At 44.0% G+C, this 18532-nt stretch carries 19 protein-coding genes; 11 read left to right on the forward strand and 8 right to left on the reverse strand.

The genetic code is table 11. The features are described 5' to 3' along the window. Positions 1–33 precede the first annotated feature (33 nt). The 6 genes from OQJ75_RS21300 to dbpA all read left to right on the forward strand — a co-directional run bounded on the left by OQJ75_RS21300 (position 34) and on the right by dbpA (position 6388). Positions 34–1347 carry a TolC family outer membrane protein gene (locus OQJ75_RS21300; protein WP_265974804.1) on the forward strand — a complete coding sequence of 438 codons (1314 nt, stop codon included), beginning with the start codon at positions 34–36 and terminating at the stop codon, positions 1345–1347. After that, positions 1347–1985, forward strand: coding sequence for an OmpA family protein (locus tag OQJ75_RS21305; protein ID WP_265974803.1), 639 nt, complete (start codon positions 1347–1349; stop codon positions 1983–1985). The genes OQJ75_RS21300 and OQJ75_RS21305 overlap by 1 nt, the downstream gene beginning before the upstream one ends. Beyond that, positions 1985–2929, forward strand: a complete 945-nt coding sequence (locus OQJ75_RS21310; RefSeq protein ID WP_265974802.1) for a PstS family phosphate ABC transporter substrate-binding protein — start codon at positions 1985–1987, stop codon at positions 2927–2929. The genes OQJ75_RS21305 and OQJ75_RS21310 overlap by 1 nt, the downstream gene beginning before the upstream one ends. A gap of 210 nt (positions 2930–3139) precedes the next feature. Further along, a complete protein-coding gene (locus tag OQJ75_RS21315; RefSeq protein WP_265974801.1) occupies positions 3140–3733 on the forward strand; it encodes a hypothetical protein in 594 nt (197 codons plus the stop codon). A gap of 218 nt (positions 3734–3951) precedes the next feature. Beyond that, positions 3952–4860, forward strand: coding sequence for an aldo/keto reductase (locus OQJ75_RS21320; protein ID WP_265974800.1), 909 nt, complete (start codon positions 3952–3954; stop codon positions 4858–4860). A 148-nt stretch (positions 4861–5008) separates the two neighbouring features. Further along, complete coding sequence (gene dbpA, locus OQJ75_RS21325; RefSeq protein WP_017109063.1) at positions 5009–6388, forward strand: ATP-dependent RNA helicase DbpA; 1380 nt, start codon at positions 5009–5011, stop codon at positions 6386–6388. Between the two features lie 84 nt (positions 6389–6472). Here dbpA and OQJ75_RS21330 read toward each other — a convergent pair whose 3' ends face one another. After that, positions 6473–6646 carry a hypothetical protein gene (locus tag OQJ75_RS21330; protein WP_017077429.1) on the reverse strand — a complete coding sequence of 58 codons (174 nt, stop codon included), beginning with the start codon at positions 6644–6646 and terminating at the stop codon, positions 6473–6475. A gap of 259 nt (positions 6647–6905) precedes the next feature. On the opposite strand from OQJ75_RS21330, the gene OQJ75_RS21335 reads away from it, so the two are divergent. After that, a complete protein-coding gene (locus OQJ75_RS21335; protein WP_265974799.1) occupies positions 6906–7742 on the forward strand; it encodes a DUF6279 family lipoprotein in 837 nt (278 codons plus the stop codon). Positions 7743–7832: 90 nt separating this feature from the next. Here OQJ75_RS21335 and OQJ75_RS21340 read toward each other — a convergent pair whose 3' ends face one another. From OQJ75_RS21340 to OQJ75_RS21355, 4 genes are all read right to left on the reverse strand, one after another. Continuing rightward, complete coding sequence (locus tag OQJ75_RS21340) at positions 7833–8456, reverse strand: PolC-type DNA polymerase III (protein WP_010431070.1); 624 nt, start codon at positions 8454–8456, stop codon at positions 7833–7835. A gap of 65 nt (positions 8457–8521) precedes the next feature. Then, positions 8522–8926 (reverse strand): PPC domain-containing DNA-binding protein, encoded by a 405-nt coding sequence (locus OQJ75_RS21345; protein ID WP_265974797.1) that lies wholly within the window; start codon positions 8924–8926, stop codon positions 8522–8524. Between the two features lie 113 nt (positions 8927–9039). After that, positions 9040–10236, reverse strand: a complete 1197-nt coding sequence (locus OQJ75_RS21350; RefSeq protein WP_017109066.1) for a DEAD/DEAH box helicase — start codon at positions 10234–10236, stop codon at positions 9040–9042. 196 nt (positions 10237–10432) lie between these two features. Then, a complete protein-coding gene (locus tag OQJ75_RS21355) occupies positions 10433–12064 on the reverse strand; it encodes an NAD(P)/FAD-dependent oxidoreductase (RefSeq protein ID WP_248376715.1) in 1632 nt (543 codons plus the stop codon). A 254-nt stretch (positions 12065–12318) separates the two neighbouring features. Here OQJ75_RS21355 and fdxA point away from each other — a divergent pair, with 254 nt between their 5' ends. After that, positions 12319–12642 (forward strand): ferredoxin FdxA, encoded by a 324-nt coding sequence (gene fdxA, locus OQJ75_RS21360; protein WP_265974796.1) that lies wholly within the window; start codon positions 12319–12321, stop codon positions 12640–12642. 96 nt (positions 12643–12738) lie between these two features. Here fdxA and OQJ75_RS21365 read toward each other — a convergent pair whose 3' ends face one another. From OQJ75_RS21365 to OQJ75_RS21375, 3 genes are all read right to left on the reverse strand, one after another. After that, complete coding sequence (locus OQJ75_RS21365) at positions 12739–13473, reverse strand: RNA methyltransferase (RefSeq protein WP_102474546.1); 735 nt, start codon at positions 13471–13473, stop codon at positions 12739–12741. A 211-nt stretch (positions 13474–13684) separates the two neighbouring features. Continuing rightward, entirely contained in the window at positions 13685–14737 is a 1053-nt protein-coding gene (locus tag OQJ75_RS21370) for an aldo/keto reductase (protein WP_265974795.1), read from the reverse strand. A gap of 372 nt (positions 14738–15109) precedes the next feature. Further along, positions 15110–15256 (reverse strand): hypothetical protein, encoded by a 147-nt coding sequence (locus OQJ75_RS21375; protein ID WP_172378757.1) that lies wholly within the window; start codon positions 15254–15256, stop codon positions 15110–15112. 349 nt (positions 15257–15605) lie between these two features. On the opposite strand from OQJ75_RS21375, the gene pepT reads away from it, so the two are divergent. The 3 genes from pepT to OQJ75_RS21390 all read left to right on the forward strand — a co-directional run bounded on the left by pepT (position 15606) and on the right by OQJ75_RS21390 (position 18361). After that, positions 15606–16838, forward strand: coding sequence for a peptidase T (pepT, locus tag OQJ75_RS21380; protein ID WP_265974794.1), 1233 nt, complete (start codon positions 15606–15608; stop codon positions 16836–16838). Positions 16839–16914: 76 nt separating this feature from the next. Next, positions 16915–17382 carry a DM13 domain-containing protein gene (locus tag OQJ75_RS21385; protein ID WP_081230873.1) on the forward strand — a complete coding sequence of 156 codons (468 nt, stop codon included), beginning with the start codon at positions 16915–16917 and terminating at the stop codon, positions 17380–17382. A gap of 136 nt (positions 17383–17518) precedes the next feature. After that, positions 17519–18361, forward strand: coding sequence for a mechanosensitive ion channel family protein (locus OQJ75_RS21390; protein ID WP_265974793.1), 843 nt, complete (start codon positions 17519–17521; stop codon positions 18359–18361). Positions 18362–18532: the final 171 nt, after the last annotated feature.

The raw sequence follows: 18532 nt of genomic DNA on the forward strand, positions 1-18532 counted from the left end.
GTGGGTTAAAGCATAAATATAAAAGGAAGTGTAATGCATTCAAAAATCTTACTCTCTTCTTGCTTACTAGTGAGTGGGTTGTCTCAAGCCGCCTCACTAGAAGAGTCTGTGGCGTTCGCCATCGACTATAGCCCAGAGATATTGGCGCAGTACTCCCGATACCAATCGGTGGTCAGAGACGGGGCCGCTGCGGGTGGTTTGTATATGCCACAAGTCAATTTGTACGCGGCGGCAGGTTATGAAGAGACTCGCTATAACAGCGGAAGCAAACTCGACACTGACGACCGTGGTCTAACGCGAACGGAAATCGGCGTAAAAGTATCCCAGTTGCTATTCGACGGCTTTAAAACGACGTCGAATGTCGACCGACTAACATTCGAAGCAGAAGCTGAACGTTTAACTCTGATTTCACGCGCTGAAAACGTATCGTTAGATGTAGTGAGAAATTACCTCGATATACTCAAAGCAGAGACGCTACTTGAACTGTCTAAGCGTAACGTAAAAGAGCACCAAGAAATCTATCAAGACATACAAGATAAAAAGAGTAAAGGTTTGAGCAGTAATTCGGATCTGGCTCAGATCTCCGCTCGTGTCGCGACGGCACAATCTTCATTAATTGCCGCTCAAAATAACCTGTTTGATTTACAAACTCAGTACCTACGCTTAGTGGGTAAGCCGGCTGTGAACTTGGTTTATCCCCGTTTTGATTACGCTCTATTACCAAGCTCAGCACAGGTCGCACTTGAACAAGCTGTCGAGAATCACCCAGAAATCAAAGCCTCTTTGCTTGATATCGATGCTGCTCGTAAAGAGATGCGTAGAGAGAAAGGCGATTACTATCCAGAAGTAAAATTGGAACTCCATGCCAACAAGAATGACAACGTCTCTAACCCACCGGGTGGTGTTGATGAAGACGCGAGAATCATGCTGACCATGGATTATGATCTGTTTAACGGCTTTTCTACCGACTCTCGAGTTGAATCGTCGGCGTGGCGAGTTGAAGAGGCAAGGGCGATTAGGTTGAGAACAGAGCGTGAGGTTCAAGAAGGAACACAACTCGCTTGGAACGCCTACAAAATGCTTGAGCAGCAAAAATCGCTACTTCAACAAAACGTAGATGCAGCAAAAATTGCAGAGCTTGGTTATATCCAACAATTCAATGTCGGAAGACGAAGCCTATTAGACGTACTTGATGCGAAAGTAGAAGTCTTCTTGGCTCGAAGAAACTTTATTAGCACGGAATATGATCAAACATTGGCGGCATATCGAGTTTTGAACGCGATGGGCATGTTGACCTACGCGTTGAGAATTGAGCATCCAGAAGAGTGGCAAGGGGAGAACAAGTAATGAGACATTTTAAATTAGCGCTACTTAGTTCTATCTTGTTGATGGGTTGTGCAGAAACGCCCGATACCACAATGACTCGTCATCAAATTGATGATCTGGCGGATGATGACCGTGACGGGGTGATTAACCAACGCGATCTGTGTGCTGATACACCTGAAGGTGTGACGGTAGACATTAAAGGTTGTGCCAATTGGAAAATCGTCGAAGATGTGGAAGTGTTAAGCGTGGGATTTGACTTTGATAAATACGTTCTAAAACCTGAACACACAGCCGTTCTCAACGAATTAGTACGTTTACTGGGTGAGCAACCAGACGCCTCCGTTACCTTAGTCGGGGACACAAGTTCAGAAGGTACCAATGTTTATAACAAGGCACTGGCTAAGAAAAGGACTGGCGTGATTCGAGACGCTCTGATTGACAGAGGCATCGATGGAGAACGAATCTTTGAACAAGAATTTACTCAGATAACCAGCTTAACTCAGCACCTTCACAAGCGTAAGCGTAGAACCATTGCTGTGTTAAAAACAGAGAGCATGGAAGTGAATCCATCTTGGAATATCTTCACTTCAGAGATGCAGCTCGACAGTAACAGCGATGTTGAATCTAAGACATCGATTGATCCAGTAGGAGGCCAGTAATGAAACGTCTATTTAATAAACCGGGCTTACTGCTTGCTGCTGTACCTATGTTGTTCTCGGCATCGACGCTTGCGAATGATGCCAGTGAAATTGGTTTGGTCGCGATTGAGCCGAATATGCAGGGCCTTGTTGAAGACTTACTTAAGAGCCAAGAGATCGACTTAGAGATCTTGCTGAGTGACAGCGTCCCTGAGCAGATGATCATGCAACGCTCACGTGTTGGTATTACTTCCAAAAAGTGGACAGACAAAGAGATGGCTAGGTTCGACATGCGCTACGGCTACAGGCCAACTGAGCTGATGTTTACCGCAGACGTAATAGCGATTCTAGCCAACGAAAACAACCCTGCGACATCAATCACCGTCGCTGAATTAATTGATGTGTTTGGTTGTTCTAACGATCCTAAACACCCTAAGTGGACACCTGGTAGTGATATTCGAGGTGGTGAGAGCTTAGACACACATATGTTGCCTTTCGCTATCGACCACAATCTGCAAGGTCATACTACGTTTTCGAGTTGGGTCGAGTGTGGTTCTGACGGCGAATATGCGAATACTCAATTCTTAGCGGACCTTCCGGATCTGATTAACAAGATAGAAGACGAGGATGCCGCCATTGGTTACACCGTCTACTCAGATCAAATCTCTGATGTGAAATGGTTGAGCGTGGTTGATAATCTAGGGGTGAACTACGACCTAAACAAGGAAACGATTCTCTCTGGTCGTTACCCATTAGCCACCGTTTATTATATGTACCTGAATATTCCTGCGCATCGTAAAGGCTTTACGGAACAGGAGAAGTTCTTTGTTGGGCTTACTCTGTCGGAAGAGCATCAAGGCGTGTTGAATCAGTACGGTTTCATCAGCTTGCCACCAGAAGCAATCCAACGAAATAAAGTAAGGCTATCACTTGAAGAGCCTGCGATTGAAGGCGGCTATAAATAATTGGTATGACATGTTGTATGTGAGTCGTCGAAATGGTATTGTTAGTTCCGTAATGGTTCTCAACGTGACGGATTACGTTATTCGGCGATAGAATTTATCTAGCGGGCATGTATGCCCGTTTTTTTTCGCCTAAAATTTGTGCCTTGAGCGGTTGTTTGTTGATTGGTCACGTATAATGGGCGCTTCATACCGCGCGAATAAGAACAATTAATGAGAGCTTTTCCTGTCTTAATCCTACCTTTGTTATTGGTTTTGAATACCCTTTCATTCTCTGCGCAAGCGAGTGAAAGCTGGTGGTTGCGAACGGTATTCAATACAAGTTCTGTTCAGCCAAGTTCTCAAAACTATATTAACGATATCGATCTCATGGATTGTGGTGACATAGAAGGCACTCTGCTTTGTAGCGACCTCACTCAATATTACGATCTGGATGTTTATGTTGAACTGGAGTTGGGTGACTCAAGCGTAGCGGTGGTTCGTCTTAACCTTCCATACTCGAACCTAAGTCACACAAAGCTTCAGGCATACCTTCGTCAAGATGGCTTTGCTCTTAGCTCAATTCGGATTGGAGAGGATGAGTTCGATGTGGTCGCTCAACTTGAACAAGCGAAACGTGAAGGCGTTGGTTACGATAAGGTAGATAAACAACTCGTCGAATTCATCAATGCACCACATCATTCCTCTGAGCAAATGAGTTTATGGAATGTGCCTAGTTCTTCCTCATCTTCTTCTGGTTCTTCAGTTCCTTGGATTCAGCTGCATAGTGATGGTGACAATTTAACGGTTGAACTAAATCGTCTTTAATTGCTCAAATTTATAGATAGTTTCGTCATTCATCAGAGTAAACAAGCCCTTTCAGGAGAACGGCTGACGGGCAGACAGCAAGCTATTATTCATTTAAGTGTTCGTTTTTCTGTGGCTCTCACATTTTTAATAAGCGTTTACCTTTGCCATTTGTTATACGTTGAGCCTTCGGTAAAACGAGCTTAGGATACGTTCAGTATTGATAAAGGAGACAACCCATGGTTGCAAGAGTAACGACAGCGCCACAAGGCCCAGAACTTTCTGAGTTGGTGCAAGGATACTGGCGTACAGCAGAATGGGGTATGACCCCGCAACAACGCCTGACTTTCCTTAAGCAGCACATTGATCTTGGCATCACAACTGTTGATCACGCGGATATTTACGGTAATTACCAATGTGAAAAGTTGTTTGGTGAAGCATTAGCGCTTGAGCCAAGCCTTCGTGATGATATTCAAATCGTCACCAAGTGCGATATCAACTTGTGTGGTGACCACACTCCTGATCGCAAGATCAATCACTATGACACTAGCGCACACCATATTTACCAATCAGTAAATAATTCTCTAGAGCGTTTGGGTGTAACCGAACTTGATGTCTTACTGATTCACCGCCCAGATGTACTGATGGATGCGGATGAAGTAGCAGAAGCGTTCGCTGAACTGCATAAGGTCGGCAAAGTTAAGCACTTCGGTGTCTCTAACTTTTCACCACGTCAGTTCGACTTACTGCAATCTCGACTCGGTAAGCCACTGGTGACTAACCAAGTTGAAATCAACCCATTGAACTTCGAAGTGGCCCATGATGGCACGCTGGATCAACTGCAGATGAACCGTACTCGTCCTATGGCGTGGTCTTGTCTCGGTGGTGGTAGCATCTTCAGTGGCGATTCCGCACAAGCGATTCGCGTTCGTGATGAGCTAGAAGCAATTCGCCAAGAAGTGAGTGCAGATAGCATTGACCAAGTGATTTACGCTTGGGTTCGTCGTTTACCATCTAACCCAATTGCAATTATTGGCTCAGGAAAGATTGAACGTGTGAAGACGGCCGTTGATGCACTGAAAATCGAACTGACTCGTGAGCAGTGGTATCGCGTATGGGTTGCATCTAAAGGCCACGGTGTGCCATAGAAAGCGATTCGAATAGATGCAAAAGCCAGCTAACAAAGCTGGCTTTTTTGTGTTCGCCTAACATGTTTCTTCAAAACTGTGATTAAAGTGGAATAATTTTCAAAAACACTCATAATGCACTCTGTTTTTCACCAGTTGGATATTTCCATTGAGCACTTCAAAATTCTCTTCAATCGCCCTTAAGCCAGAGCTTCTAAATACGTTAGATTCTCTTGGTTATACTGAAATGACGCCTATTCAAGCGTTGAGTCTTCCTACTATTCTGGATGGCAAGGATGTTATCGGTCAGGGTAAAACGGGTTCAGGTAAAACAGCTGCCTTTGGTTTAGGCGTGCTGCAAAACCTACGCGTTAAGCGTTTTCGTGTTCAATCTTTAGTGTTATGTCCGACTCGTGAGCTTGCAGACCAAGTAGCAAAAGAGATTCGCACTCTTGCTCGTGGCATTCACAATATTAAAGTGCTGACACTATGTGGCGGTATGCCAATGGGCCCACAGATTGGTTCACTAGAGCATGGCGCACACATTCTTGTGGGCACTCCTGGTCGTATTCTTGACCACCTAGAGAAAGATCGTATTGACCTGTCTGAGTTGAACACACTTGTGTTAGATGAAGCCGATCGCATGCTAGAAATGGGCTTCCAAGACGCTTTGGATGCTGTGATTGAAGCGGCACCAAAAGATCGCCAAACATTATTGTTTAGTGCGACTTTCCCTAAACAGATTAAATCTGTTGCAGACCGCATCATGCGTAACCCAGAAATGGTGAAGGTTGAATCAACGCACGACCACTCAAGCATCCAACAACACTTTTACAAAGTTGAAGGTACTGAAGCTCGTGATGACGCACTAGAACTACTGCTTCTTCATCATCAACCAGAATCTGCGGTTGTGTTCTGTAACACTAAGAAAGAAGTGCAGAATGTAAACGACGAGCTTAGCCACCGTGGCTTCAGCGTGATCGAGCTTCATGGCGACATGGAACAGCGTGAACGTGACCAAGCTTTGGTCCAGTTCTCAAACAAAACCATCTCTATCTTGGTTGCAACCGATGTAGCTGCTCGTGGTCTTGATGTTGATAACCTAGACGCTGTGTTCAACTTTGAGTTGTCTCGCGATCCTGAAGTTCACGTACACCGCATCGGTCGTACTGGACGTGCAGGAAGCAAAGGCGTAGCTATCAGCTTCTTTAGCGAAAAAGAGATGCACCGTGTTGCTCAAATTGATGAGTACATGGATATGCCAATTGAACCGTCTCAGATGCCAGCAAAACCAATTGCTAAACCATATTACTCAAACATGGTGACTATCCAGATTGATGGCGGCAAGAAGGCTAAACTTCGCGCTGGTGATATTCTTGGTGCGTTGACTGGCCAAGGCGGCATTGATGGTAAATCAGTAGGTAAGATCAACTTGTTCGCGATGCGTGCTTACGTTGCTGTAGAAAGATCAATGGCTAAGAAAGCATTAGGTAAAATCGAATCAGGTAAAATGAAGGGTCGTCAATTCCGCGCCCGAATTCTGAAGTAATTCGAGATTGTCTCCCTTTACTGCTAAGTCATGCTAATGATAATGCAGTAAAGGGTGTTCCACAGTTAGTAACGTATCAAACGTTTATTCATCAGGTCTGATCGAATAGAAATCGTTGATATGTCTTCCTTCGCTAAGATACCAAGTCATCGCTTCCTGTCGATTATTAGCGGATATCGTAATTGTGGTTAGTCTTCCATCGTCAAAATAACAAAGCTCGTACTCTAACTCGCTTGTATAATGAGGAGTAGCGGCCATAGCTTACCTCCCAAATATTAATCATTTTAAAATACGTCACCATTTCTTTTATAGGGTTCGTATTACCTCAAATGAACAATAAAAATTAAGTTTTATCACTGCTATTAATTATTTTTAGTTTAATCATTTGTCGAAATGGTTAGTTTATCAAGGTTAAGTCTCAATTTATCTGAAAGTTTTACGAGAGCCTGATTTTGTAGCTAGTGTTATAAGATCGTTTAGAGATTCGTCGTTCAGTAAAATGCTGTGAGAGGGTGTAATGAGAAAGTGCCGTTGGCTAGTCGTATTGATCTGTTTTCTATTTGCTGGGTGTGGTACGAAATTCGCCTATAACAACATAAGCTGGTTTATTGTGAGTTATATCGAAGACTTTGTTTCTCTTACTAACAGTCAAGAATCAGAACTTGAAGAGCGATTGGGTTTGTTACAGCAATGGCACAAAAAAACTCAACTACCGTTGTACGTCTCGCAATTAGAAGTGATTGAAAATGTTGATCGCTCCGAGCTCTCCTCTGCTTTTATCGTTAACCAAAGTGATCAAATTAAAAATCATATTCGCGCGATCGTTAATAAGTTTGCACCCGATGTTTACGCGTTAAGTATGCAGCTAAGTGTGAAACAAGATAATCAGTTCCTTAAAAATCTTCGAGAGAAACAACAAGATTCCTACCAAGAAAGATTGTCATTAAATGATGAAGATTCGAGAGAGCGATACCGAGAACGAGTAGAAGAAAGGCTAGAACGATGGTTAGGTTCGGTATCGAAAGAACAAAAACAGATTATTTTTGCTTGGTCGCAAGAGTGGATAAATACCAATGATAGCTGGCGAAAATATCAAAATAATACATATCAGGCTCTATCGACGCTTACTGAAAAGAAGACTGATTTGCATATTGCTCAGCCTATTATTATGAAGCTGTTGCTTAACCATGAAGCTTATTATCCTGATGGCCTTGAATCCACGCTTACTAAGAATACGGAGACATCCGCCAAATTCTTGGTCGATATCGCAGCCACAAGTAGTGATAAGCAATGGGTATATTTTATGAATGAATTAGATAGCCTCAAGTCAACGCTGGTGGCACTGCAAGAGTAGGGCGGCTCTAAGTAACACTCGTATATAATAAGGCTGATTTCGCGAAACGAATCAGCCTTTATTTCGATCTATGGTTTGTAGTTGATAGCTTTAATTGCGATTGCTCATTAGCAGCTTTGGAATCGAGCCTTTAGCGGTCTTAGATATTTTCTGCATCAGTTGAAAGCTCGGCTGTTGAATGCCGTGATCACTTTGCAGTTCATCAATCATCAATAACCACAATCGTGCTGTCATTTCTGAATCGGCTAACGCTCTGTGGAAAGTACCGTCGTTGTCGATATTCTTAAAACGCACAAGGTCGCCTAGCTTATGAGTCGGTGCGTCTTGGATGAGACGGCGAGCAATCAACATTGAGCAAGCGAACTTGCCTGTGTAGTCTCGGCCAATAAAGTCTAATTCCGCATCGAGAAAGCGCTTATCAAACGACGCATTGTGAGCAACAAGTTGGCTGCCTTGTATAAAGTCTGCAAACTCGTCCATCACTTCACTGCAACTGGCCGCTGTGCTTAACATACGGTTATTGATTCCGGTATAGCTTTCAATGAACCCGCTAACACGAAACCCTGGGTTCATGAGTTGCTGGAAGGTGTCGACGACTTCGCCGTTAACTAATTTAACCGCACCGATTTCAATCGCTCGGTCACCCATATTTGGTGATAAGCCTGTGGTTTCGAAATCGAGAACGATAACGGAATCTGCGGAGTTTGGAGCCATCGTGTTTCCTAATACTATTTGGTTGTATCGCTTTATATGGGGCGCTAGTGCTGCTACGGGTCAATCTATTGCGTGTTGTTGCTGATAGTGAGCTCAGTGTAACCTGTCGAATCGTCATGCTCTCTGTTGAAGGTCAAGGTATCGTAGCGGTGAACAATCAATTCAGCAGTGGTCGCGATAATCGTCCCTTCAAGCAAGTGCCCACCAATCACATTTCCATTTTCATCAGCAACGGATATATGAACATGCTGGTGGTTTGGGGTTAGCGTTGCTATTAGTGACACAATTTCGAACGGAGCTGTAATTAGCTTGGTGTTGTTCGCATTAGCCAAACGAATATTGAGTTGAGAAACACACCCGACACACGACGCGACAGAGCCCGCTGAGATATTGTGCGCTGTCACAAGCTTTTGGAGTTCAAGCTTTAGGTCTTGGCCACGGGTTAACCTCGTTGCGATAGGAGTGATCATCTTATTGCCTCAGTTTTATTTGTATTTCAAAGAACAAAACGAAGCCACATAGGGCTTCGTTTGATTTTCATTTTGGCTTACGTGACTTTTGTATTTTCTGTAGCTGAAATTACTTAGTCTTGTTGCTGTTCTCTTTTCTTCTTAGGAACGAAGTTCAATACTGAAATTGGTACTTCTTTGCGTGGTTCGAAACCTTCAACAACGCGACGTTCAATCAAGTGGCCAAGACGTTTTTCAATGATGCACAGGTTCTTGAAGTTATCTTTCGATAGGAAAGAGATCGCTTCACCAGAAGCATCAGCACGGCCTGTACGACCAATACGGTGAACATAGTCGTCTGCTGGGAATGGGATGTCGTAGTTCACTACGCGGCTTAGGTTATCGATATCGATACCACGAGCAGCAACACCTGTTGCAACTAGATATTTTAGACGACCTTTTTTGAAATCAGCCAGAATCTTTTCACGAATCGCTTGGCTACGTCCACTGTGGAAAGCTTCCGCTTCGATACCACGCTTTTCAAGCTGAGCAACCAATTTAGCCGCGCCGTGCTTAGTCTCGATAAAAATAAGCGCTTGATCCCACTCACCGTCAGTGATCATGTGGCTTAATAGTGCTGACTTACGGTCTTTATCGACGGTCACCAACCATTGTTCGATGTTCGCTTTAGAAGCGTCAGTTTTGGCGATAGAAATCTCTTCTGCTTCACTGATTGCGCTTTTCGCTAGCGCACGAACTGGCGTTGATAGCGTTGCTGAGAACAAGAGGTTTTGAATGTTTTGTGGCAAACGCGCGATGATCTTGTTGATGTCTTCGATGAAACCCATGTCTAGCATGCGGTCGGCTTCATCAAGAACCAGAACTTCAACTTCATCAAAGTGAACGGCACGTTGTCCGTACATATCGATCAAACGACCTGGTGTTGCCACAAGAATATCGACACCTTCGATCAAGCGGTCTTTCTGGTGTTGGTAAGATACGCCACCGTACATCGCTAGTGATGTTAGGTTTAGGAATTTCGCGTACTTAGTAATGTTCTGTTCAACCTGAATCGCAAGCTCACGAGTTGGTGTCAGAATAACAGCGCGAATACGTTTTTTACGTTGTGTTTCACCTTTACTTAGCATTTCTAAGATAGGGAGAACAAAGCTCGCAGTTTTACCTGTACCTGTTTGTGCAGCAGCAATTAGGTTCTTACCAGAAAGCACAATAGGAATTGCTTTTTCTTGAATAGAGGTTGGCTTTTCATAGCCTTGTTTTGCAACGGCTTTAACAATAGGTGAGCTTAATCCAAGCTTGGAAAATGGCATAAGTTTCTCGGTATGATTTGGCTAAATAGCGATGGAAAGGTTCAACAATCTTATATGAGGATAAGATTAATGGCTGCATTCTACCATGTTGCTTGTTTACCGCTAGTCACATGCACATAAAAAAATCCAGTGTCGACAAGACACTGGATTTTCAGTTTTGGGTGTTCGCTATTTAGCGCGGGTTTATCGAAAGCGCTTAAGCGATCTCAATCTTCTCGGCTTGGTTTTGCTCTGCCATTGATAGTGCTAGCGCTTCTGCAGCCTTAATACCATCGATACCAGCAGAAAGGATACCGCCTGCGTAGCCTGCGCCTTCACCAGCAGGGAAGAAGCCCTTAAGGTTGATGCTTTGGAAGTCTTTACCACGCTTGATGCATACAGGAGAAGACGTACGAGTCTCAACACCAGTTAATAGGCCGTCTGGCGTAGAGAAGCCTTTAATCTTCTTCTCGAACGCTGGGATTGCTTCACGAATCGCTTCGATAGCAAAATCAGGTAGCGCTTTTGAAATGTCAGTTAGGTGGATACCCGGTGTGAATGATGGTTTTACTTCACCGATTTCACTTGGATCGCGACCTTTTAGGAAGTCACCGATTTTCTGTGCAGGGGCATCGTAGTTCTCGCCACCTAGAACATAAGCGGCACTTTCTAACTCACGTTGTAAACGGATACCTGCTAGTGCATCACCTGGGTAATCACGCTCTGGGTCGATACCTACAACGATTGCGCTGTTTGCGTTACGTTCTGCACGAGAGTATTGGCTCATGCCGTTAGTTACTACGCGGCCTTCTTCAGACGTCGCAGCTACTACAGTACCGCCTGGGCACATACAGAAGCTGTATACAGTGCGGCCATTCTTACAGTGGTGAACCAGTTTGTAGTCTGCAGCACCTAGGATAGGGTTACCTGCGTTCTTACCGAAGCGAGCTTCATCGATCATTGCTTGCTTGTGTTCGATGCGGAAACCAACAGAGAAAGGCTTAGCTTCCATGTAAACGCCACGTTCGTGCAGCATTTCAAACGTATCACGAGCACTATGGCCAACAGCCAGTACAACGTGGCGAGACTTAATCTCTTCACCGTTAGAAAGCGTCAAACCAGTGATTTGACCGTCTTCCATATGAACGTCATCAACGCGAGTGCTGAAGCGGATTTCGCCACCTAGCTCAATGATAGAAGCGCGCATTTTTTCAATCATGGTAACCAGTTTAAAGGTACCAATGTGCGGCTTACTTACGTATAGAATTTCTTCTGGTGCGCCTGCAGCAACAAACTCTTCGATTACCTTACGGCCGTAGTGTTTTGGATCTTTAACTTGGCTGTATAGCTTACCGTCAGAGAAAGTACCTGCGCCACCTTCACCAAACTGTACGTTTGATTCAGTGTTCAGCGTACGCTTACGCCAGAAACCAAAGGTATCTTTCGTACGTTCACGGACTTCTTTACCACGCTCAACGATGATTGGGTTGAAGCCCATTTGAGCAAGCACTAAGCCAGCGAACAAACCACAAGGGCCAAAACCGATAACGACAGGGCGTTCAGTTTGGTTCTCAACGGCTTTCGCAACGAATTTGTACTCCATGTCGGGAGTCACTTTTACGTGTGGGTCGCTAATGAATTGCTCTAACAACTCAGCTTCGTTTTCAACGAGAACGTCAAGCGTGTAGATAAGTAAGATTTTTGATTTCTTACGAGCATCGTAGCCACGTTTAAAGATATTAAAAGAAAGTACCTGATCAGAATTAATGCCAAGCTTCGCTTCAATAGCGTCTTGAATGGCTGATTCTTCGTGGTCTAGGGGGAGTTTAATTTCGGTTAAACGTATCATTTTGATGTCTCGTTTTTATAGGTGTCTTAGCTAGACCGCTTCTAAACGCAGAGTTTGATGAAAACGCTGATGTTGAAAGAAGCGATAAGCTCACAATGGCGCGCATTTTACGAGAAATTGATTTATCTGTCATACTAATTTGGAAACATGGAGCAAATAGACACGATATTAGAGCCGTATGATGTTGAATTTTGCCTTGGGATGAGTATTATCCTCCATTCTTCAATTTTGACTAACTTATAGAGCAGAGCATCATGGCATTTGTCGTAGGCGATAATTGTATTCAATGTAAATACACAGACTGTGTGGCGGTATGCCCCGCAGATGCGTTCCATGAAGGCCCGAATTTCATGGTAATCAACCCAATCGAATGCATTGATTGTGGTTTATGTGTACCTGAATGCGACGCTCAAGCGATCTTCCAAGAAGATGAACTGCCAGAAGATCAAAAGGTCTTTATTGAAGTGAATGCCGAGCTTGCCGAGATCTGGCCAGTACAAACGGAAGTAAAAGCACCGATGGATGACGCTGAAAAGTGGAATGGTGTCGCTGATAAGTTGGCAATGCTAGAAAAGTAATTGTTGAAAAGAACTCAAATAAAAAGGCGTACTGATTTAATCAATACGCCTTTTTAATATCTGAACACTGTCGACTGGCTCGTTAGCTTATGAGATCTAGCTATGTTGACGACGCATGTTGTCGAGAATAATACCTGTCGCCATTGCTACATTCAGAGACTCTGCGCCACCGAATGCTGGAATCGTAATCTTATCAGTCACGTATTTAGCGGCGTGTTCACGAATGCCGTGAGACTCACTACCCATTAGTAAAATACCGTTGGCAGTAAATTCTGTCTTATGAACACTTTCGCCTTCTAAGAAAGCGCCGTAAACAGGTAGGTTCGCTTGCTCTAAGTATTCAGGTAAGTCTGTTTGGCTTACGTGTACTCGGCCAAAGCTACCCATAGTCGCGCTGATTGTTTTAGGGTTGTATGGGTCTGCACAATCGCTGCTCGCAACGATATGCTTAATGCCATACCAGTCTGCTACGCGAATAATCGTACCTAGGTTGCCCGGATCAGACACGCCATCCAGCGCAATCATCAATCCAGTTGCTTTTGGTAATTCAAACGTTGGGATCTCAACTACAGCAATCGCTGCGTTGTTACTTACCAAAGTGCTTGCCTTGGTTAGGTCATCTAGTGAGGCTTCAACACAATCAAACTCAATCAATGACGCGTGATTTTCAGATAGGAAATCAGCGGTAGCAAAGACGTTCTTCACGACTAAGTCACTATTGAACAGCTCAAGAACGTTCTTTTCACCTTGAACTAGAAACAGGCCGTGGGCTTTACGTTGTTTCTTTTGGCCCAAAGCACGAAGGAGTTTTAATTGGTTTTTTGAAATCATGTTTTTATCCTAGATATAAGCCCGCGCATTATAGAGCAAAGGTTGGAGAACCAAAAGCGTGATGACTCAATGCGATCCACATAAAAAGCAAAAGCGACCCACTTAGAAAAGAAAAGCGCACTAAATAGCGCGCTCTTATGAGATTTACTTACCTAAGTCTCGCTGAACCGAGAAGGTTAGGCGAACTGTGAAGGCTAGGTGAACTTACAGCTTAATATGGAACAGGGTAGCGCTTAAACACTGTGTTGATATTAGTGAGTATCTGTTCTGATAGAGGCTTGCTGAAAGCCGCTACGTTTTCTTTCAGTTGTTCCATGGTGGTTGCACCAATAATTGTGGAGGTGACACCATCAACTTGATTACACCATGCCAATGCAAGTTGGCTTGGTGTAAACCCGTGAGCGTTTGCTACTTCAACATAGCCTTTAACCGCTTCATTGGCAGATTCAGTATCACGGAAGATGCCTTTACGTTGCATGTAAGTCCAACGGCTGCCTTCCGGCCTTGCGCCATCGATGTACTTTCCACTCAACATGCCTGCAGCTAAAGGTGACCATGGCAGATAAGCGACATCTTCATGCACACAGTTCTCAATTAGATATGGCCAGTCTTTTGCGTGCAGCAGGCTAAATTCATTTTGAATCGAAACCATACGTGGCAAATCGTGTTTTTCACTCAGCTTGAGATATGTGTTAATGCCCCAAGTGGAATCATCTGAAAGCCCGACATGGCGAATTTTCCCCGCTTTAATGCAGCTTGCCAGTGCTTGTAGGATCTCCAACATCTCAGCTTCATGCTGCTTTCGGTCAATATCACTGAATCGAATGTGATTAGGGAAATGCTTACCAAAGTGAGGTGTAGTGCGATTTGGCCAGTGAAGTTGGTAAAGATCAATATAATCGGTTTGTAGGCGTTGTAATGACGCATCAACCGCGGCGATCACGGCTTCACCCGTTATCGGGCCACCATCTCGAACCCAAGGAAGCCCAGGCCCGGCAATTTTGCTCGCAATGATCAACTCTTGTCGACGCTGTGGGTTACGCGATAACCAGTTACCAATGATCGCTTCTGTTTTTCCGTAGGTATCTGGAGAAGGTGGAACCGCGTACATCTCTGCAGTATCGATAAAGTTAATACCTTGGCTTAATGCGTACTCAATCTGTTGGTCGGCTTGTTGTTGCGTATTTTGTAGCCCCCAAGTCATGCTGCCAAGACAGATACGGGAAACGGGAATTTGACTACTTCCTAGCTTTGAATATTCCATTGAATTCGGGGTTCCTGTGGTTAGGTTCTCTGGTACTCGCATTATAGTTTTGAAAAGAGGGCGAGTGAGGAATGAAAACGAATATGAATTATTAGCACAAAATGACACGACAAGGTATGGCATCGGGGAGTTTAGTGAGTCATTTCTCAGCGCTGCAAGCTAGTGTGTGCAATGCGTGAAAATACATTCGCGAGAAACTATGAGCCAAACGGTGAGCGAGAATTGAAGAACAACAAGCAATGAGCGAAGGTTTAATGTTCAGCTTTTTTGGGAGTGGGGGATAGGAGAACAGATCAAAAATAAAAAAAGCTCTACAGGATAGAGCGTAGAGCTTTATTATAGGGGTCTTAATAGTGCTAGGTATTCATTGAGTTACGAGGTCGCGTTTGTGTCTAATCCACCCTGGGTCTGCGCCTGTCTTAGAGCTTCCTGCCTTTGAACTTCTTTCTCAGTTAATACTGGTTGAAGCGTTTCCTCAGAGGCTTGAGGAGAGAAAATGAAATATTTATTAATCGTCATAACTGTGTCTCCGTGTAACGTATGACAGATTCTGCATCAAGGATAAATTGTGATCATCATCCACTTTGTACTTTTTTTAGGCTGAGAGCGGAGGGCGTAGAATGCGTACAAAGCGATCTCTTATCATCCGTATGCAATGTTGAACTGACGAAACCCTCTGTTTTCAAGTATAGGAAGCGCATCTAATTTCGCACAATAATGATTTAGAGCAATTACATACATGGTCAGGGGCGTAAGATGAAAACCCTCGCTACTGACTGTGCGTTCGTATGTTTCTAAAAATACATCGCTTATCTATCTTAATAATTAAGTCAGTAAATCAATTACTTAATCCATGGTGAGATGAATTATGGAAAAGCTTGTAGAACGTTTTCTGAATTACGTTACTTTTGATACCAAATCCGATCCTTCTAATCAGCAATGCCCAAGTTCACCGGGTCAAATTACCTTTGCTGAAGCCTTAAAGTTAGAATTGGTGGCATTAGACTTAGTTGATGTGTCTTTAGATGATAATGGATACTTGATGGCGAAACTGCCGTCGAATGTCGATTATCCAGTGCCTGCGATTGGCTTTGTGGCACACATGGATACCGCTCCTGACGCATCAGGCGCCAACGTGAAACCACAAATGATTAAAGATTACCGAGGTGGAACGATTGAATTAGGGGAAAGTGGCGAGAGTTTGAACCCAAGCCAATACCCAGACCTTGATTCTTTACATGGTCACGACCTTATTACGACTGACGGCACAACTCTGCTTGGTGCCGACAACAAAGCGGGCATCGCTGAAATCATCAGTGCAATTGCTTACCTGAAAGCGAATCCAGACATCAAACACGGCGACATCTGCATTGGTTTCACACCGGATGAAGAGATTGGTCGCGGTGCAAACCTGTTTGACGTTGAAAAATTTGGCGCTGAGTGGGCGTACACCATCGATGGTGGCCCAGTAGGGGAGTTGGAATTTGAGAACTTTAATGCCACGAGCGCCGATGTTATCTGTCATGGCGTGAACGTTCACCCGGGTACCGCAAAAGGCAAAATGGTGAACTCGATGAACATAGCAGCGCAATTCCAATTGATGATGCCAGCACAAGAAACACCAGAGTGCACAGAAGGTTATGAAGGTTTTTACCACCTGAAGTCGGCGGAAATGGGTGTGGCTCGCTCTGAACTGGGTTACATCATCCGTGATTTTGAACGTGAGGGTGTAGAAGCGCGTAAGGCATTCATGCAACAGAAAGTGGATGAGCTGAATGAGCGTCTTGAGAAAGGCCGTGTTGAGCTGGTGCTAACCGATAGCTACTTCAACATGAAAGAGATGGTTGAACCGCATCAACATATTATTGAATTGGCGAAGCAAGCGATGATTGAGTGCGATGTTGAGCCAATGATCAAACCTATCCGAGGTGGTACAGACGGTGCTCGTTTATCTTTCATGGGGCTACCATGTCCGAATATCTTTACTGGCGGCTACAACTTCCACGGAATTCATGAGTTCATTACCATTCAAGGCATGGAGCAAGCGGTAAAAGTGATTGTCGAATTGTCTCAACGTACAGCAACGCATTACCAAAAATAGAACATCAGAGCGTTATATCTCTTTGTATTTTTGAGAGTATTCAATAATACTCTCTTTAAGCATAAGGGAGTACGCGATGAAAAAGTTAGTTTTACTTTGCACCCACTTAGCCGTGGGTGCTTTTGGTTTTGGGCTGGGTGTTTACGCATTACCTATCTTGATTGAGCCTGATTCTCCTTCCTCAAGTTCTGTTGAAGCGATCAGTGAGCAGGCTATCTACACGGGTGAGTTCACTAAAGATCGACAAGACAGTGACTTCTTGCACTGGGGAGAAGGCATCGTCTCAGTATCTGAAAGCGCGATCGCTTTTGAAGGTGAATTGGCGCCGGGGCCTGATTACAAGGTCTACCTCTCACCTAAGTTCATTGAAACCGAGCAAGCTTTCAATGACAGCAAGAACGAGTTACTGAGAGTCGGAGATGTGAAAACATTCGACCGTTTTATGGTTGAGCTTCCCGAAGGTACTGATCTTAATCGATTTAATACGGTTGTGATTTGGTGTGAAACTTTTGGTCAATTTATTACTTCTGCCAAGATAAAATGATAGCCTTACCAATAGCTGATTTAGGTACGTAAGAAAGCGCTCAACAATTGAGCGCTTTTTCATAGCGAAGTTTCCGCTAATCGTGAAAATGCTAATTGTTGTAAAGCTCGTCGTTATAAAGCTAAAGGAATAAGTAATGGAAAAGTTGTGGCAAGTAATTGATCTTCTACTCGCTCATAAGTTTATTTTTAGTGCGTTGATTATCACTATTATATTAATCATTCGCCGAATCACCTTATCTCAAATAAGAGGTGATGTTGCTTTCCTTAGCGAAGACCAACGTAACTGGATGTCACGAACCAAAAACGGCACATTCGCGATTATTGTTGTAACGTTATTTGTGTTGTGGAAATCCGAAATCAGCGAGTTTGCGCTGTCAGTAACGGCCATTGCTGTTGCTATAGTAGTGGCCTCAAAAGAGATCATTTTGTGTTTCACCGGTTCTATTCAACGTGCGAGTTCTCGCTCATTTAGAATCGGCGACTGGATCGAAGTGGGTAAAATCAGCGGTGAGGTGATTGAGCACAATTTGATGGCGACTGTGATTCAAGAAATCGATTTGTGTCATGGGCAATATCACTTCACTGGCAAGACAGCCACGCTGCCTAATAGTATGTTCTTCACTTATCCGGTAAAGAACCTCAACTTCATGAAACGCTATGTTTATCATAACTTTTTTGTGACGGTGAAAGACTTTGTAAACCTATACCCTATGGTGCCGGGTCTTATTGTGAAAATTGAAGAGCACTGTGAAGAGTTTATCGATGTTGCCCGCCGTTACAACGGTGTGATCGAAAAGCACGCTGGCGTTGATCTTCCAGGTTCTGAGCCTCACATCCATATCACGAGCAGTTCGACAGGTGAGCAAGAAGTACACTTTATGATCTTCTGTCCGACCGAAAAAGCGATTCATTTAGAGCAAGATATTCGCAAAGACTTTATGGAAGCGTATGCGGAAGCATTCCCAACGAGCGCTTAGTTTGCTCATCACTCCATAGCGACCAAGCTATAGCGTCTAAACTAAAGCGTCTAAGCTATAGCGCCTAAGTAATAAGTCCAAACAAAAGAAAGCCGAGAGCGATAATATCGACTCTCGGCTTAATTATATGGTCCGCCTCACTCTCAAGCCATTAAGCTTAGAGTAGGCTCT

Origin of the sequence: Vibrio sp. 14G-20 (assembly GCF_026241515.1) — a bacterium.
Taxonomy (GTDB): domain Bacteria; phylum Pseudomonadota; class Gammaproteobacteria; order Enterobacterales; family Vibrionaceae; genus Vibrio.

What these genes read in the sequence shown, in the direction of transcription:
- OQJ75_RS21300 (WP_265974804.1), top strand. Translation starts at nt 34, where the DNA reads ATGCATTCAAAAATCTTACTCTCTTCTTGCTTACTAGTGAGTGGGTTG.
- OQJ75_RS21305 (WP_265974803.1), top strand. Translation starts at nt 1,347, where the DNA reads ATGAGACATTTTAAATTAGCGCTACTTAGTTCTATCTTGTTGATGGGT.
- OQJ75_RS21310 (WP_265974802.1), top strand. Translation starts at nt 1,985, where the DNA reads ATGAAACGTCTATTTAATAAACCGGGCTTACTGCTTGCTGCTGTACCT.
- OQJ75_RS21315 (WP_265974801.1), top strand. Translation starts at nt 3,140, where the DNA reads ATGAGAGCTTTTCCTGTCTTAATCCTACCTTTGTTATTGGTTTTGAAT.
- OQJ75_RS21320 (WP_265974800.1), top strand. Translation starts at nt 3,952, where the DNA reads ATGGTTGCAAGAGTAACGACAGCGCCACAAGGCCCAGAACTTTCTGAG.
- OQJ75_RS21330 (WP_017077429.1), bottom strand. Translation starts at nt 6,646, where the DNA reads ATGGCCGCTACTCCTCATTATACAAGCGAGTTAGAGTACGAGCTTTGT.
- OQJ75_RS21335 (WP_265974799.1), top strand. Translation starts at nt 6,906, where the DNA reads ATGAGAAAGTGCCGTTGGCTAGTCGTATTGATCTGTTTTCTATTTGCT.
- OQJ75_RS21340 (WP_010431070.1), bottom strand. Translation starts at nt 8,456, where the DNA reads ATGGCTCCAAACTCCGCAGATTCCGTTATCGTTCTCGATTTCGAAACC.
- OQJ75_RS21345 (WP_265974797.1), bottom strand. Translation starts at nt 8,926, where the DNA reads ATGATCACTCCTATCGCAACGAGGTTAACCCGTGGCCAAGACCTAAAG.
- OQJ75_RS21350 (WP_017109066.1), bottom strand. Translation starts at nt 10,236, where the DNA reads ATGCCATTTTCCAAGCTTGGATTAAGCTCACCTATTGTTAAAGCCGTT.
- OQJ75_RS21355 (WP_248376715.1), bottom strand. Translation starts at nt 12,064, where the DNA reads ATGATACGTTTAACCGAAATTAAACTCCCCCTAGACCACGAAGAATCA.
- fdxA (WP_265974796.1), top strand. Translation starts at nt 12,319, where the DNA reads ATGGCATTTGTCGTAGGCGATAATTGTATTCAATGTAAATACACAGAC.
- OQJ75_RS21365 (WP_102474546.1), bottom strand. Translation starts at nt 13,473, where the DNA reads ATGATTTCAAAAAACCAATTAAAACTCCTTCGTGCTTTGGGCCAAAAG.
- OQJ75_RS21370 (WP_265974795.1), bottom strand. Translation starts at nt 14,737, where the DNA reads ATGGAATATTCAAAGCTAGGAAGTAGTCAAATTCCCGTTTCCCGTATC.
- OQJ75_RS21375 (WP_172378757.1), bottom strand. Translation starts at nt 15,256, where the DNA reads ATGACGATTAATAAATATTTCATTTTCTCTCCTCAAGCCTCTGAGGAA.
- pepT (WP_265974794.1), top strand. Translation starts at nt 15,606, where the DNA reads ATGGAAAAGCTTGTAGAACGTTTTCTGAATTACGTTACTTTTGATACC.
- OQJ75_RS21385 (WP_081230873.1), top strand. Translation starts at nt 16,915, where the DNA reads ATGAAAAAGTTAGTTTTACTTTGCACCCACTTAGCCGTGGGTGCTTTT.
- OQJ75_RS21390 (WP_265974793.1), top strand. Translation starts at nt 17,519, where the DNA reads ATGGAAAAGTTGTGGCAAGTAATTGATCTTCTACTCGCTCATAAGTTT.